This window comes from Vibrio sp. HS-50-1 (assembly GCF_024747315.1).
Lineage (GTDB): Bacteria > Pseudomonadota > Gammaproteobacteria > Enterobacterales > Vibrionaceae > Vibrio > Vibrio diabolicus.
This window is the reverse complement of the sequence record NZ_JAMPZF010000024.1, coordinates 205,181-221,169: the sequence shown is the minus strand read 5'-3', so window position 1 is coordinate 221,169 and position 15,989 is coordinate 205,181. Positions and strand designations below refer to the sequence as shown.

Genomic DNA, 15,989 nt, shown 5'->3' with positions numbered 1-15,989 from the left:
TTTTGTTCCACAACCAATTCGATAGTCTGCCGCACGTGTCACTTTTTACCTGACGAAATACTCATAATTCTGCCTGTTCATCGCTGCTACGTAAGATATAGTCCGTCATCCAAGCCGTTCCTAACAAACAGATCCAAACAACAAAAACAGGGTTTGGTACATCTGTAGTCGGACTTACCACTAAGGCAGCAAAGCCAACGGTCGGTAATGTCCAGCACAATAGTTTACTCCAACGAATGGAGTGTTTAAGCTTCGCGAGGGTTTCCATTGAAGCCAGCATTCCTGTCACGCTCAGTGCCACAAGAACGGCATATGGCAAGCCAGCAATCCATAATGGGAACAACAACAGCATCGGCCACCAGCTGTGCTTATTGGATGGGGTCCAATGTACAGCAGACCACCACATCGCCATGACAGCGACAGTTTGAACCACTGTAACCCAAGCGGAGCCATCTAGCTTCCCACCTTGTTGCGTGACCATAATACCGACTTGTAGAGTAAGTACGATTAGGCCTGCGGTGAGCAGAACGCCCAACGAACTTCTACGAGAGAACACTACCATTAAAAGTGGGAAAAGGATCAAAATACCAATCGATAGCGCGATTGGCTGCATTGAGAGCGTAGCGCCAAAAGCCATCATTGCGCCCAGCAACACCAAACCAGCAAACCCGCCTTGTGGCAAGATCCACAACGCCGGGATCATGAGTGCAAGAACGGGAATATCTCCCTCGCTCAAACTCATCGCTCGAACGCACACCACTGCGAGTAAAGTCGTAATGAAAAATTGAAGTGTCGATAAAATCATAGCGCCTCCTGGCTTCCCCACCTACTTGGTAACTCAACGGCAAAAACTGGGATTAAAAGTCGTTGAGAGGGTCTAGATTCAAGCTTAGCTTGTGTTTGTTTTATGCTTTTTAACGCTCATTAACATACGGCACGACTGAAGAGAAAATATGATCAACAAAAGTCAATCGCGGGCAATATAAACGTTAAGAACCGTTAGCAATATACAAGTCCGATGGTTTACCATTCCTTAGTAATCCACAATAGACACTTTTGAGTATGGACCAATTTTTAGCGCAAATCTTTGCTGTAATTCACCAAATTCCAAAAGGAAAAGTCTCCACCTACGGGGAAATCGCAAAAATGGCAGGTTACCCGGGCTACGCAAGACATGTTGGTAAGGCGCTTGGTAATTTGCCAGAGGACAGTAAACTCCCGTGGTTTAGAGTGATAAATAGTCAAGGAAAAATATCCTTAAAAGGCAGTAATTTAGAACGACAAACAAAGAAATTAGAAGCCGAAGGAATTGAAGTATCTGAGATTGGAAAAATTTCGCTAAGAAAATACAAATGGCAGCCTTAGGCTGCCATTTTTTGTTCGCTGAGTTTGATATTAACGCGTACCAACTAGACGAATATCCAACTGGTGAGTTTGTGCTTCATCTGTGATTACACCGTTATGCGTATCGCTGATAAAACGCAATTTACCATCCACTTCAATACGCGCACGGACGCTGTAACGATGGTTTGGTTTGATTTCATTGTTATCGTAGTTCAGCTCAAAAGAAAGAGGAACTTGTTTGCCTTCCGTTTCGAATGTCTGCTTTGCTAGTACTTTTGCTGGCGCGTCAGCCAAAGACACATCTTCTAACGCGACGGTAACCACTGCGTTTGGCGGCAGAGCAATACGCTCACGGTAAGCCACTGTACCTGTAATCGTCTTCATTGACGCCTCTGCAGATTCCATTTCTGTATTTTGAGAAGTTTGGCAACCCACTAACGCAGCCCCAAAGAGTAAAGAAGTAACAAGCAGTAGTGTTTTTTTCATATCTTCCTCGAAAAGAGTATTAAACCGGAGCAATTATAGGTGTGGAATATAAAACTGTCTGCTTCCTGTCGGTTTATTTGACAATAGTTTGACTGAGTTAGAATTTATCAAACAATTGATTTTGTTTCATAATCGGAACAATACTATTTCTAAGTTACTCAATAGTTCTTAACTATTGCACTTCACAAGAGTGAGACTGTTGAGGTAAGTTGGAGTGAAAGACAACGGTGAGGAGACACAATGAGTAAACCATTACGAGAATTGCTCAGCCTACTACAACTCGAAAAATTAGAAGAAGGCTTGTTTCGTGGCCAAAGTGAAAACCTAGGTTTGCCTCAAGTGTATGGTGGCCAAGTGATTGGGCAAGCGCTTTCTGCTGCGCGCTACACCGTTGAAGAAACACGCGCGGTGCACTCCTTCCATAGTTATTTTTTGTACCCTGGCGATCCAGAAAAGCCCATCATTTATGATGTAGAAAACCTAAGGGATGGCCGTAGCTTCAGCACCAGACGCGTTAAGGCGATTCAAAATGGACGCCCTATTTTCTACCTAACGGCGTCTTACCATGGCGATCAACCTGGGTTTGATCATCAAAAGGAGATGCCAGACATTCCTGGCCCAGAAAACTTCGCCTCTGAGAGTGAGCTTGCTAGCCATATAGCAGAATTCCTGCCAGAGCGACTACGCAAAACATTTTGTGGTGAAAAGCCAATTGAAACCCGTCCTGTTACGGTCATCAACCCCCTAAAACCCAAAAAAGCAGAGCCTAAACAGTATCTTTGGATTCGTGCCAATGGTGAAATGCCAGAGAACCTGCTTATTCATCAGTACCTGTTGGCCTACGCATCAGATTGGGGATTCCTCGTGACAGCAATGCACCCACATGAAGTGTCATTAATGACGCCAAACTTCCAAGTTGCCACCATTGACCATTCAATCTGGTTCCATCGTCCCTTCAAGATGGATGAGTGGCTTTTGTACGCAATAGAAAGCCCAACGGCGAGTAATACTCGAGGCTTAGTGCGTGGCGAAATTTATAACCAGCAAGGTCATTTGGTAGCGACTGCCGTACAAGAAGGAGTCATGCGCTACACGAAGTAACCCGTGCGCATAAGACGCAAAAAGGAGTGCTCAGCACTCCTTTTTAATGGGTATCAAACGATGATTAATTCGGTTGATACTTCATAGTAATTACCGACCATTCGTAAAGTGATTTCGGGTAACCGTATTCGCCTTTCCCGTAAACGCCATTTGGGTCAGCATAGAATCCACCTTTATCCGTTGCTAAAAATTCACGCACCCCACGACGGTAAGTAATGATTGGTGCAGCCAACTCATACTCTATGTCTTCCAAATTAGAATCATCAATCACTAAGAACCGAGTCATACGGATAGTGCTACCGCTGGTGCAATACCCTGGATCATCATAACCAATTGCATTAAAAGGCTTAAGGTCATCAGCAAATAGCTCTGATGTACATCCATCGAATCGAGCAACATGCACCCACGCTGCCTTTTCTTGTCTTCGGTCATCGCTACCAACTGGCTTAAACATAAATAGCACAACCTTACCTTTACCGTGTTTTTGCAGCTCGTCATCCGTCGGTTCACGTACCGAACGCGAACCCAAGATACCAAATTCACTCTCTTCTAAATTGGCAAACTGTGGGGCACTAAGCGTGCTCACAATGACGGTTTGTTCGCTATTAAGTTGTGTGTATTTATCTGCAACACTCGACTCTGCCAAATCGACACTAACCGTGACTTTTGTTCTTGGTAACGCTTTGTAATCTCGCGATTCACTCTCAGAGATGTCTAGCGCAATAGAATGGTATTGAGAATAATTGGTTAGCGTCAACTCAGCATTCGCATTGTCTAACGTAGCAAGATCTTTGCTCACAGTATCGCCAAATGAGTAAGTGCGAGTACCGACCGTTCTACCGAAATCTAAGTCAATTGCCTTGAAAGGCGTAAACTCAACGGTTTGAAGTTTCGTGGTAAGACCAGGATGATCCGCTTTATTAATGGTGCCGTTAACTAATACGGTTTTAGTTGTGTAGTTACGTGCAGTTAGCGTCACTTCTAATTGGTACTCGCCTGCGTGCAAAATCTTCAAACGCCCCGTCTCAGAAGAGACTAACTCAACCACAGGATCTTTTTGGTTAATAAGACGATAGCTGGCTTTCGCCTCTCCTCCACTCATCACTGGTGAGATAATAGTACCCGCTGAAAAGTCTACCGTTGGATAAGCAATCGATACAGGGTTTGTGCCTTGTTTAATCGTGACCGAGAAACTACTTTCACCCGGATCCACTTTGTCGTCCCCCGCATCCGAAACAATAATTTTTGTGCTACCCGCGTTGAGAATTTGCATGGCACCCGTTTGGCTGTTTAAGGAAACCACATCCGTTGCTGCGTTGTCTTCAAATCGGTAAGTAACTTCCCCAACCGTACCAGAGATTTTCGGCGCAACAAATGTTTGACCAACCTTCCAAACCTCTTCCACATCGGATTGAACTTCAATTCGACTCGGAGCACTCAGAATTGTAACGTCGACTTTTTGATCAGGACCAACGGTGTAATTCGCGCTCTCCTGTCTACGCACCGTTAACGTCGCTTTACCCGCTTTATACACATGGAGACGCCCTTCACTGAAACCACCGACAACATCTGGTGCGGTGTTATCTACAATCTCAATTTGCTCGTTAGCGCTCAAACCAAAATCACGGTGAAGATTAAAACTGTATTTATTGCTGTATACAACGTCATAATCGTGCGTTGCCATCGGTTGACCTTCAGCCTTTGCAACTTTGATGACAACATTAAATTGAATAGGTTGGTAGAACTCCCCACCGTCGTCTTCAAACTTAAGGTGGTATTCACCCGCCGTCTCTACCTCCAAATTGTCATCAGTCATTCGTAAGCCATTAGGTAAGCTGCTAACTAGAGTTACGTTACCTTTTTGCCCTTTAAACGCCAAAGGGATTGAAAGATTTGGTTGATAGGTAAGCGGCATTTCAATGTCGTTCATCACTGGGTGAGGCGCGCGATTGACTTCAACATTAAAGCGAGCTTTGCTTGCAGGATAATTACGCATTTCATGCTCGTAGATTTCAACTTCAGCGGTACCTACACCTTTGATCAGCAATGCTTCACTGCTCACAGATTTAGCAACAACGTCTTCACCACTAATAATTTTCAACTCATAGTCGCCGCGAGCATTCGTCACCTTAGGGAAAATTCGGCCACCTTCCTCATAAGTTTTCACAACGTCCGCTACGCTGATAGCTTCGCGTTGACCTTGTTTTACATCCACAACAAATTGCGCCGTTTGCTGCTTATCTAAAAAGGCATCGCTGTAAGTTGCTGTCGCTTCAACGGTTAGCTGCCCGACATTATGAACAAGGAGCACACCTGACTCCGGGTTGAGTAACTCGGCAACTTTGTTGTCTGGCTCGCTGCGAATGATTTTGTATGTGATGCTTTGCGTTTGAGCTTTATCTAAACGTGCGGGTTCTAACGTCAGCCCTTCTCTATATTCTTCTTCAAGCAAAGCGAATTGAAGTTGCCCGGATGCTACTCCATGAAGCTTCACCGTCGCGCGAACTTGCTTCGGCAGATAAAGCTCGTTACCTGAGTCAGTAATCAGTACCGACGCCTGACCAATTGAGCCTAATGAATATACCGAACCGTTCTCATCAACCCGAATCAAGTTATGACCACTTTCTACTTCATAACTCAGTTCACCTTTTTGGCCACGAACGGTCAGCGCTTTCCCTTCAGATTCGATTGCATTGAAGTTTAGATCACTAACCGAAAGGTCTGTGTTAATACCTCGTTCCACAGTGATAGAAAATCGTGCTTCAGAGGATTCATAAGCAGAACTGTTATCCGTTGCCAGAATTGTTGCCGTTCCTGGACGCAAAATTTGTAGCATTCCAGAGTCATTAATTTTCACAACATTTAGCGGATTAGAGTCAATAACTTGATAAGACACCGAACCATGTACATTGCTCAATTTTGCCGCAGTAACGGTTCCCACGCCCTCAAACTTCAATACCGTGTCTTCAGCTTTTAACTGTGGACGGCTCTGCTTTGTTATCGTAGTTGGTGTCTTTGTATTGTTCGTTTTAGAGTCACCTCCACCACCACAACCAGCGAGTAAAGCCGCGAGAAAAAGCAAATAATATTTTCTGTTCATTTTTAGAAACACTTTGTCACAAATAAGTGCTAGCGATAATAATACGATGTTTTATTAATCACCATATCCATTTTTGAGTACTTTGTTACTTAAGTATTTGCTACTGTATTACGCATAAAAATAAATGTTCAGAAGTGGTGACTAAAATACACAAAACAACACAAAGCAAACGTTTAAATTAAACCAATTAATTAATTTAGTAAGAATGAATATTCAACAAAAATAAAACACGAAAAATAAAGAGAAAAAATTGCGTTATTTTTTCATGCGTTTTGCTGTATGAGCGCTTAATAAAGGATAAAAAAACAAACAGTTAATGCGGAAATAGAAGAGAAAATAAATATCGTTTATATTTATTCCAATCCAGTAAAAAGTAACCTAGTTAGAATAACCCTGCTACCAGTTAACACTTAAAATGCTAACAGGTAGAGTAACCATTAAATAAAATTCGTATAAAGCTATTTAGTTGAGAAGTGGTAACTCAGTCGTATATTTAATGGATTCCATAGCAAATGTTGAAGTCACATTAGACAATCCCTTTACACTATTAACTAAGCGCTTATAAAACTCGTCAAAACACTTCATATCTTTCACCAGCACTTTCATCATGTAGTCGTACTCGCCGGCCATACGATAAAACTCCATCACCTCAGGGAAATCACTCACTGTTGTGACAAAGTGGTGATACCAATCTTCGGAGTGATCGATGGTTTTTAGCTGAACAAAAGCGATAAAAGACAGGTCGAGTTTTTCTGCACTCAGTAACGCCACGCGCTTTTCGATGTAGCCTTCTTCTTCCAACCTTTTCAAACGCTTCCAACATGGCGTCGTTGTCAGATTTACCTGCTCTGCTAACTCATTTAATGACAAGGTGCTGTCGGTTTGTAACAACGCAAGCAGCTGCTTATCGACTCGATCCAAAATCATCCTATAAAACCCACAAAGTGTAGAAAAGTTTTCTATCAAAACATCTATTACCAGCAACTATAGCAAAGTTTTTCTCTCATATTATAGGTAAATTATTCCCATCTAATGCTTATCTATCGATTTCCAAGGAGAGACGCCATGTGTACTGACCACAACTGGATCAACAATGCAGTGCGTAAAATTGAAGCAGACTTTCAACGTTCTGCTGATACTCATTTATTTAAACTCGAACTGCCTTCTCTTGATGGTATCGATATCTACCTAAAAGATGAGAGCACGCATCCAACAGGCTCTCTGAAACACCGATTGGCACGCTCGTTGTTTCTTTATGCGATTTGTAACGGATGGATTGGTCCTGAAACCACAGTGATTGAAGCGTCCTCAGGCAGCACTGCCGTTTCAGAAGCGTATTTTGCTCGCTTGCTTGGCTTACCGTTCATTGCTGTTATGCCGAAAACCACCGCACGTAAAAAGATTGAACAAATTGAGTTTTACGGTGGTAAAGCGCATCTTGTAGAGCGCTCAGATCAGATTTATGACGAGTCTCGACGCTTGGCTCAAGAGTTAAATGGTCACTACATGGATCAGTTTACTTATGCTGAACGTGCGACTGACTGGCGCGGCAACAACAACATTGCGAACTCTATCTTTAGCCAAATGGAACTAGAAGATCACCCAATTCCTAATTGGGTAGTAATGAGCCCAGGAACTGGTGGCACGTCTGCAACCATTGGCCGTTTTATTCGTTACCAAAAATACGACACCAAACTTTGTGTCGTAGACCCTGAAAACTCGGTGTTTTACGACGCTTTCCAGTCAGGTAATCACTCATTAAAAGGTGAGGCCGGCAGCAAAATTGAAGGCATCGGTCGACCACGTGTCGAGCCAAGCTTCATTGCAGGTGTTATTGACGAGATGCGCAAAATTCCAGACGCTGCCAGTGTGGCAACTGCACATTGGGTTTCTCAACTGATTGGGCGTAAAGTCGGTGCATCAACGGGGACTAACCTCTACGGTGTGCTTCAACTGGCCTGCGAAATGAAACAACGCGGTGAAACAGGCTCTATCGTGACACTTTTATGTGACTCTGGTGAGCGTTACTTAGATACGTATTACGACTTAACATGGGTAAAAGAGAACATCGGTGATATTCAACCTTACCTCGCGCAACTTGAAGTCATTCAAGCGAAAGGCTGTGTCGAACCTGCATGTTGCGGTCCAATTACCGCTTAATATGTAAATTCGAATGTAAAAAAACAGCCCGCTGATGTGCGGGCTGTTTTTTTGGAAATGAGTATTACTTTTTCTGACGCGCTTCAAACGCCGCCAGTTGTTCTGGCGTTGCCGCTGGCTGATGATTTTGTTTCCATTCACCGTAAGTCATGCCGTAAACACGTTCGCGAGCGTCATCAATATCTAAATCCACACCGAGATTTTCCACTTCAGCTTTGTACCATTTGCTAAAGCAGTTGCGACAAAAGCCCGCAAGAATCATGAGGTCGATGTTCTGCACGTCTTTATTCGCGTCTAAATGCGCCAATAAACGACGAAATGTCGCCGCGTCTAACTTATCTTGTTCTTCTTGAGTCAGATTTTTATATTTGAATTCAGCCACTTTCCTTTCCTTCTCTCTTATTTGATTGACGTTAGTCACCATACCGAATAGTAAGTTCTCCAGCCTAGGAAGTCTGCTTTAGCGCAACAATTCCCAGTCTAAATGACTACCTTTGCGTAAAAGCTGATATGATAAACGCCATCTATCTTATTGATTAAATTAATATTAACACAACTCATTACAACGGTCTTTTACAAAGGTTATCGTCAAGTTATGAAAAACGCCATTCTATTATTGTCTGCCTTGACCATCAGTGTGCCGACTTTTGCTGCTCAAGAACAAACTCATCAATCTTATTTTTATCTGGGTACTGGTAACGTCGGTTTTGATACGCCCTATTTTGGCTCAGACAGAGACAATGAGTGGTCCACACCACATATCACTGTTGGTTGGGGCTATCATGTCAATCAATATCTTGCGTTTGAAGGTGTGCTTCGCTATTCCCAAAATGAACTTAAGAACGACAAACTGAAAACAGATTTGGATTTGCACTATTACCAAGCGGGTATGTCGGCAGTATTGACCAGTGATAACCTTGGCGACACGCCACTTTCTTTGTTTGGCCGCGTGACCGCGTTAGGGACTCAGGCAGAAATGTACGTTCCAAACGAACAAAAAGTCACAGATGATTCAGGAGCACTATTCAATATCGGTGCTGGTGTCCATTGGGATATGAGCAAAGACATCTGGTTGCGCGCAGAGTACATCTATAATGTCGCAGATATGGGCTTTGAAGATTTTTACGACAGCTACGAAGGTGTACAAGTTAGCTTAGGGAAACGCTTCTAACATTAGGTAGCACCAAGTTACCAGAATTGAAATACAAACAAGCCGAGGTTTTTACCTCGGCTTGTTTTACAATCTACGGTGTGTCATCAGTTACTGAGCGGAGAACTTTTCTGTTGTCTCTTGATTCACATGGCTACTTGGTTGACCGGCATCGAGAGAGTGTAAAATGCCATCTTGACGATCTTTTAGTGCATTCGTTAACGTCGGAAGTGCAGTGGTCGCTAACAACGCCATAACACCCGCAACTAAAACCATTTCTACCATGTAACTACCACGTACTTTTTTCAAGAGAACACCTCAAATAATAATAGGTATATGCTGCTTTCCCGGCATGACACCTAACAAGACCCGACATTCAGTCAATACGATGAGCGAGTCCTGTGCCCCTCGAAGAAGTGGCGAAATAATAAACAAAAATAATCATTAGATCTATAAGTAATCACTCTCAATATAAAAAAACACCGAACAAAAGTTGTTCGGTGTTTTCAATCAAAGCTTTACGTACAGCGGCTAAGGATGAGCAATACGGCCTTTTGTATCGTGGCTGAGTGCTTTGTTCAATTCTGCTTCTACATGACCTGGCGCCTGTGTTTTCGCCGAAATCAATCGATACATAGCCGGGATGACAAATAAGGTCACCAATGTTGCAAATCCCATCCCGAAAAAGATCACGGTACCCACAGCAATACGACTCTCATAACCTGCCCCTGTCGATACAATCAACGGGATGGCACCAGCAAGCGTGGTAAATGCTGTCATCAAGATCGGGCGTAGACGTCGCGCAGCTGCATCAATAACCGCTTTTTCGAATTCAACACCGCGGTCTCGCAACTGGTTGGCAAACTCGACAATCAAAATGCCGTTTTTCGTCACCATGCCGATCAACATGATCATGCCAATCTGGCTGTAAATGTTCATGCCTTGCCCCATCACAACCAAGCCAAGGAAGCCACCAAATACGCCCATCGGTACCGTAAACATCACCACTAACGGGTTCACGAAGCTTTCAAACTGAGCCGCCAACACGAGATACGCCACAAGCAATGCCAACGCAAATACGACAGCAACACTCGCTTGGTTCTCTTTAAAGTCTTTTGACTCGCCAGAATAACTCACCGAGATGTCACCTGGTAAGTTGTCTATCGCTTGTTGATCAAGGTAATTCAGCGCGTCTCCTAATGTGTAGCCTTCTGACAGATTAGCCGTAATAGTGATGGATTTCTGTTTGTTGTAGTGAGATAGACGAATAGAAGCTGCCACTTCTTCAATTTTAGTGACCGCGTCTAACGTCACTAACTGCCCACTATTGGTTCGCAGATAAATCTGGCTTAAATCCGCAGCATTATTAAAGCTGTTTTCATCACCACGAAGATACACATCATACTCTTCGCCACGCTCAACATAAGTCGTCTCACTTTTACCACCAAGCATGATTTCTAGCGTATCAGAGATGTCTTTGACACTGACCCCTAGTTCTGCGGCACGCTGTCTGTCGACCGTAACCAATAGCTCTGGCGTTTTCTCTGAGTAATCGATCTCAGCGCCTTCCATCATTGGCGATTCTTCTGCTTTGTTTTTCAACATTTCAGCCCAGACGAGAAGTTCATCGTAATCAGAGCCACCTAATACAAACTGAACAGGCTCACTCGAACCACCTTGGAAACCAGGCATGAATGGGAACACTCGAATATCAGGTATGCCAGCCAGTGCACCACGCACTTTGTTAAGCGCTTCCTGAGCTGTTACATCTCGCTCGTTCCAGTCTTCTAGAATCATGATAACAAAGCCGGTTTGATCGCCTGCCTGGCCACCAAATGCAGGCGTTTGGATACTAAACGACTTCAGATACCCTTGCCCGAGTAATGGCATCAACCGGTCTTCAACAATGTCCATATTGGCTGACATACGATTGTATGACGTGGCATCAGCCCCGCGTACAAACGCAAACATCACGCCGCGATCTTCTTGAGGGGTCAACTGGGCTGGCACTTGGTTCATCAAGAAGTAACTGCCGCCCAAACACGCCAGAATCACCAGCGGTGCAGCCCAACGTATTTTCAATGCGCCTTTCAATAATGAGCGGTAACCACTCTCCAGTTTACTAAATAGGCGATCGACCACTTGATTAAATCGATTTGGTTTTACATTCGCCTTCAAAATCTGACTACCCAATACAGGAGTTAATGTTAGGGCGATCAAAGACGAGAAAATCACAGACATCGCCAACAAGACAGAAAACTCAGTAAATAGCAGACCTACCATGCCATCCATAAAGGAAATCGGCAGGAATACCATCACCAGCACTAGCGTTGTCGCGATAACGGCAAAACCTACTTCCCGCGTGCCTTTATAGGCCGCAAGTAAAGGTGATTCACCACGTTCTATATGGTGGAAGATGTTTTCAACAACCACAATCGCGTCATCCACTACCAATCCGATAGACAGGATCAACGCCATCAAGGTGATTAAATTGATAGAAAAGCCAAAGTAATAAGCGGCAATGAATGAGGAAATCAGCGATACCGGAACCGTAACAGCTGGGATCAAGGTTGCACGAGCTTGACCAATGAAGATGTACAACACCAAAATAACCAAACCGCCCGTAATAAACAGCGTGCTATATACCTCTTCTATCGAACGCTCGATAAACACCGTCGCATCGTAGTCGATAGCAAGCCGCGTTCCTTCCGGCAAGAACTTCTGGATGTTATCAACTTCAGCTCGAACTAATTTTGCTACTTCTAACGGGTTCGCATCAGACTGAGGAACTACCCCCAAACTAACATTGACGACGCCATCGCTTTTAAAGGTCGAGTTTTCGTTTTCTGCACCGATAAAAACATCAGCGACATCTTTCAAATAGATAGGCGTGTTGTCGCTTGCCCTTTTAATCACGAGGTACTGAAAATCTTCCGGCGTGTTATAGCTGCGCGCTGTCCGTACCGACATGACTGTCGAGTCATTACGAACTTCACCACCCGGACTTTCTAAGTTTTCACTTCGCAGTGCCGATGTAATGTCCGAAGCCGTGACTGAGCGCCCCGCCATCAGCTCTGGCTTAAGCTTCACGTACATCACCTTGTACAAACCACCAGAGAGATCAATGGAGCTCACCCCAGAGATCAAGCTAAAGCGATCCATCAATACACGTTCGGCATAATCCGTCAATTGAGTGCGGTCCATCTCTGCAGAGCTGAGGTTAATATAGAGGGAGGCCTGACCTGAACCGTTATTCTTGTAGACAATTGGATCGTCCGCTTCATCAGGTAGCGAACGTTGAGCGCGAGCCACCGCGTCGCGAACATCACTAACACCCGTATTGAGATCGTAACCTAGCTCAAAAGTGATCGTGATACGCGAACTGCTGTTTCGCGTCGTCGAACTGATCTCATCGATTCCGCTGATACCTGAAAGCTGATCTTCTAATACAGAAGTAATTTGACTCTCGATGATCGTCGCGGAAGCGCCCTCGTAACGCGTACTAATGGAAACGACCGGACTTTCAATGTCCGGCATTTCTCGCACCGCTAGTTTCGTAAAGGATACAAAACCAAATACACACAGCAGCATACTCAATACCAACGCTGCGACTGGGCGTTTTACAGAAACGTCAGAAAGTAACATTAGTTTGCTTCCTTAGCCGCTTCGTCTTGCGTGCTTTGAACACCTTGATTACCCGTTGCGTTAGCTGTTTCTGACTTTCCTGGTGCGACAATTTCCTTAACTTCAACACCATCTCGCATATTAACGATGCCCTGTACAACAATTTTGTCGCCAACTTCAACGCCTGATTCAATAACGACTTCGTTATCGACACGAGCACCGAGAATGACTTCTTGTCGAGTCGCTTTATTGTTGTCATCGATGACGTATACGTAACGCTTGGTGCCAGAGTATTCTAGTGCTTGAACCGGGATAATTGGCGCTTCAATCGCAGGGAAGGCCAATGATGCATTCATTAACATGCCCGGCTTTAAGCGGTTTTCAGGGTTCTCAAACTCAATACGCACACGCAGGTTCAGAGTTTCTGAGCTGATCCGCGTATCAATGCCTGTAACCTGACCAGTAAACGTCTGTTCACCCCATGCACTGGTTTTGGCAATGACTTCCATACCAATAGAAAGTATCGATAAATAGCGCTCCGGTACTTGTAAGTCCAGCTCCATGACGGAAAGGTCATCCAAGGTCAACAGCTCTGTACCCGCGCTAACCATTTTACCGCGACTAAAGTCAATGAAACCAACAGTGCCAGAGAATGGAGCCGTAATATGAAGATCGGCCAAATTTGCTTGAGCAGCGTCCAGCCTTGCTTGTGCGATTTCAACACTTGCTTTTTGTGCGTCGATCTCAGTTTGGGTGATAGCATTTCGCTTAACCAAACGTTGAAACTCTTTTAGCTTACGTTGTTCATCTTTAAGGTACGCCTTTGCCTCAATCAAAGCGGCTTGAGCCTTATCATCATCCAACTTGATTAACAGCTGACCTTGTTGGACATTTTGATTCGCTTTAACAGCGATTTGATTCACTTTGCCGGCGACTTCCGATGCAACAACCACAGACTCCGCCGCTTCTAATTTACCGATAAGCGATAAGGATTGATTGATCTCGTGCGTTTCTACTTGTTCAGTTACGACGGTAACTGCTGAGCCTCGCATAGCTGCGAAAGCTGATGGAGAACTCATTAATATAGAAAGCGTTAAAACAGATAACGATAACGTGGCTTTCATGCTCATGATATTGACTTCTAAACGAATAAACTTATGTCATTAAACTGCTTACATTTTATCAGTAGATACGTGGTTTAACGTCAAGTAGTGTAAATTCAAGTAAAAAGAGCGTTTCTCTTCTGTTCAAAGGACACACAAAACGCTGACTTTCTACCATCTTTGCCCAAAAAGACAGCATTCAACGTAAAAACGCAAGAAAAACGCTTTACAGCCTGAGCGAGTTTGCTATGATTCGCTCCGCACTTGGGAGATGAGTTGGGAAAACATCTTGCTAAGTATAAAAATCCTCTGGAGGGGTTCCCGAGTGGCCAAAGGGAGCAGACTGTAAATCTGCCGGCACTGCCTTCGATGGTTCGAATCCGTCCCCCTCCACCATATTCTTTCTTGTGTTTTTCCTTTAAACATAAGAACAACTTGGAAGCTAGGTTGGGAAACTATCTTTTAAGTATAAAACACCCTGGAGGGGTTCCCGAGTGGCCAAAGGGAGCAGACTGTAAATCTGCCGGCACTGCCTTCGATGGTTCGAATCCGTCCCCCTCCACCATATTGAAAAAGCCAGCTCATTGAGCTGGATTTTTTCGTTTCGGACTCTTGATAAAGTAAAGTAACAAGCCCTTCCTTATTTAACCCAACTTCTTCGCTATTCTACCTCTGTTTGGATCCTACTTTAACAACTGGGCCGAAGCGAATCTCCGATGGCCAAAGTTCGGATCTGGTCGTTGTAATACAAACAATGAACTAGCACTTTGTCCTTGTTTTATCGCAATGACCATAATGTGAATGCTAAAAACATTCAGTAAAACACTTGAGGACTGACTAGCAAAAAGATATTCGGCAGAGTTAAGCGCGAGCCATGATGAAGTCTCCATCTGGCAGGTTTTATAAAAACACCTTTCGTAAATACAAACGACAGATACAAAAAATCCCGCAGGGGGGTGCGGGATTTTTATTAGTGACTAAATTGGTTTAAAGGTGACTAGCCTTGAATACCAACGATTAACCATGGTGCATTAGGCACAGTCAGGTCACGCTCTAGGTGCCAGATATCTTCGATTTCTTCTTCAACACCTTCTACTGTGTCACGGTAACGACCGCTAAACTGCAGGCTAAGCTGTGCTTTATTTGCATCGTAATCGGCACGGACGATCTCTGCATCAACGTACATTACATCAGTATGCTGCTCACCGTCGAGCTTCGCGCGCTCTGCTTTCAGATCTTCAAACAAGCTTGGAGAAACATATTCTTCAATGGTTTCCAGTTGATTGTGATTCCACGCACCTTGCAGGATTCGGTAGTGTTCACGAGAGCCGTTAATAAACGCTGCTTGGTCAAAGCCCGGTGGGTAGTTATGTGGTACGTCCGTTTGAGCGCCGAAACCACCAAAGCCACCATTATTTGTGTTTGGCTGTTGCTCAAAGTTTTGCATGTTTGGTTGCTCAAACTTAGATGCGTTACCACCAAATGCAGGTTGCTGACGATGCTGGTTCATACTGCCCTGCTTCGCACCTAGCATACCGCGCATTAATTTAAAGATGACAAAGGCAATCAAACCAATAATTAGGATATCCATAAATTGGATACCTTCAAAAGCACCGCCAAAGAATGCAGCAAGTAGACCACCAGCAAGAAGTCCGCCTAGCAGACCACCCATTAAGCCTTTTTTACTTGAAGACTTCGCCGTCTGATCTTTGCCTACCGTATTGGTGTTTTGTTGCTGTTGTTTTGGTGCTGGCGCTGTTTTGTAGCTCTTACCGAAAGACTTACTGCCACCAAACTTCTTCGCTTCCGCGATAGGTGTTACAGCAACGGTAAACATCAACAGAGCAACAATAGAAAATAAACGTTTCATCGTTATCCTTAAAGTTAGCTATCTAAGATTGTGCTCTATCAGACGAAACAA

The 15,989-nt window shown here is 44.2% G+C and carries 13 protein-coding genes and 2 tRNA genes; 6 read left to right on the top strand and 9 right to left on the bottom strand.

Annotated elements, in window-relative coordinates:
- Window positions 1-61 precede the first annotated feature (61 nt).
- Window positions 62-805: a hypothetical protein gene (locus NDJ01_RS10685; RefSeq protein ID WP_046874702.1), complete on the bottom strand. Its 744-nt coding sequence runs from the start codon at window positions 803-805 to the stop codon at window positions 62-64.
- A gap of 257 nt (window positions 806-1,062) precedes the next feature.
- Here NDJ01_RS10685 and NDJ01_RS10680 point away from each other — a divergent pair, with 257 nt between their 5' ends.
- Window positions 1,063-1,365, top strand: a complete 303-nt coding sequence (locus NDJ01_RS10680; protein ID WP_005390592.1) for a DNA base-flipping protein — start codon at window positions 1,063-1,065, stop codon at window positions 1,363-1,365.
- A gap of 30 nt (window positions 1,366-1,395) precedes the next feature.
- Here NDJ01_RS10680 and NDJ01_RS10675 read toward each other — a convergent pair whose 3' ends face one another.
- Window positions 1,396-1,830, bottom strand: coding sequence for a YbaY family lipoprotein (locus NDJ01_RS10675; protein WP_012842007.1), 435 nt, complete (start codon window positions 1,828-1,830; stop codon window positions 1,396-1,398).
- Window positions 1,831-2,070: 240 nt separating this feature from the next.
- Here NDJ01_RS10675 and tesB point away from each other — a divergent pair, with 240 nt between their 5' ends.
- Window positions 2,071-2,931, top strand: coding sequence for an acyl-CoA thioesterase II (gene tesB, locus NDJ01_RS10670; protein WP_005390581.1), 861 nt, complete (start codon window positions 2,071-2,073; stop codon window positions 2,929-2,931).
- A 64-nt stretch (window positions 2,932-2,995) separates the two neighbouring features.
- On the opposite strand, the gene NDJ01_RS10665 is transcribed toward tesB, so the two are convergent.
- Together NDJ01_RS10665 and NDJ01_RS10660 are read right to left on the bottom strand one after the other, a co-directional pair.
- Complete coding sequence (locus tag NDJ01_RS10665; RefSeq protein ID WP_257082210.1) at window positions 2,996-6,031, bottom strand: cadherin repeat domain-containing protein; 3,036 nt, start codon at window positions 6,029-6,031, stop codon at window positions 2,996-2,998.
- A gap of 462 nt (window positions 6,032-6,493) precedes the next feature.
- The gene (locus NDJ01_RS10660) at window positions 6,494-6,958 is read right to left on the bottom strand and encodes an Lrp/AsnC family transcriptional regulator (RefSeq protein ID WP_053807138.1); all 465 of its coding nucleotides are present in this window, start codon (window positions 6,956-6,958) and stop codon (window positions 6,494-6,496) included.
- A 138-nt stretch (window positions 6,959-7,096) separates the two neighbouring features.
- Between NDJ01_RS10660 and NDJ01_RS10655 the strand changes: the two genes are divergently transcribed.
- Complete coding sequence (locus tag NDJ01_RS10655; RefSeq protein ID WP_258586682.1) at window positions 7,097-8,191, top strand: PLP-dependent cysteine synthase family protein; 1,095 nt, start codon at window positions 7,097-7,099, stop codon at window positions 8,189-8,191.
- 64 nt (window positions 8,192-8,255) lie between these two features.
- Here NDJ01_RS10655 and NDJ01_RS10650 read toward each other — a convergent pair whose 3' ends face one another.
- The gene (locus tag NDJ01_RS10650) at window positions 8,256-8,573 is read right to left on the bottom strand and encodes a DUF1244 domain-containing protein (RefSeq protein WP_258586681.1); all 318 of its coding nucleotides are present in this window, start codon (window positions 8,571-8,573) and stop codon (window positions 8,256-8,258) included.
- A gap of 213 nt (window positions 8,574-8,786) precedes the next feature.
- Between NDJ01_RS10650 and NDJ01_RS10645 the strand changes: the two genes are divergently transcribed.
- Window positions 8,787-9,362, top strand: coding sequence for a porin family protein (locus NDJ01_RS10645; protein ID WP_065645054.1), 576 nt, complete (start codon window positions 8,787-8,789; stop codon window positions 9,360-9,362).
- 90 nt (window positions 9,363-9,452) lie between these two features.
- Here NDJ01_RS10645 and NDJ01_RS10640 read toward each other — a convergent pair whose 3' ends face one another.
- The 3 genes from NDJ01_RS10640 to NDJ01_RS10630 form a co-directional block, all read right to left on the bottom strand.
- Window positions 9,453-9,650: a type II secretion system protein gene (locus NDJ01_RS10640; protein WP_005390570.1), complete on the bottom strand. Its 198-nt coding sequence runs from the start codon at window positions 9,648-9,650 to the stop codon at window positions 9,453-9,455.
- A gap of 222 nt (window positions 9,651-9,872) precedes the next feature.
- Complete coding sequence (vmeF, locus tag NDJ01_RS10635) at window positions 9,873-12,986, bottom strand: multidrug efflux RND transporter permease subunit VmeF (protein WP_258586680.1); 3,114 nt, start codon at window positions 12,984-12,986, stop codon at window positions 9,873-9,875.
- Window positions 12,986-14,095 (bottom strand): efflux RND transporter periplasmic adaptor subunit, encoded by a 1,110-nt coding sequence (locus NDJ01_RS10630; protein WP_258586679.1) that lies wholly within the window; start codon window positions 14,093-14,095, stop codon window positions 12,986-12,988. Before NDJ01_RS10630 ends, vmeF begins: the two co-directional genes overlap by 1 nt.
- A gap of 284 nt (window positions 14,096-14,379) precedes the next feature.
- On the opposite strand from NDJ01_RS10630, the gene NDJ01_RS10625 reads away from it, so the two are divergent.
- Together NDJ01_RS10625 and NDJ01_RS10620 are read left to right on the top strand one after the other, a co-directional pair.
- A tRNA-Tyr gene (locus NDJ01_RS10625) sits at window positions 14,380-14,464 on the top strand.
- Window positions 14,465-14,548: 84 nt separating this feature from the next.
- Window positions 14,549-14,633, top strand: a tRNA-Tyr gene (locus NDJ01_RS10620).
- Window positions 14,634-15,065: 432 nt separating this feature from the next.
- Here the strand turns inward: NDJ01_RS10620 and NDJ01_RS10615 are convergent.
- Window positions 15,066-15,938 carry a Tim44 domain-containing protein gene (locus NDJ01_RS10615; RefSeq protein WP_046874203.1) on the bottom strand — a complete coding sequence of 291 codons (873 nt, stop codon included), beginning with the start codon at window positions 15,936-15,938 and terminating at the stop codon, window positions 15,066-15,068.
- Between the last annotated feature and the right edge of the window lie 51 nt (window positions 15,939-15,989).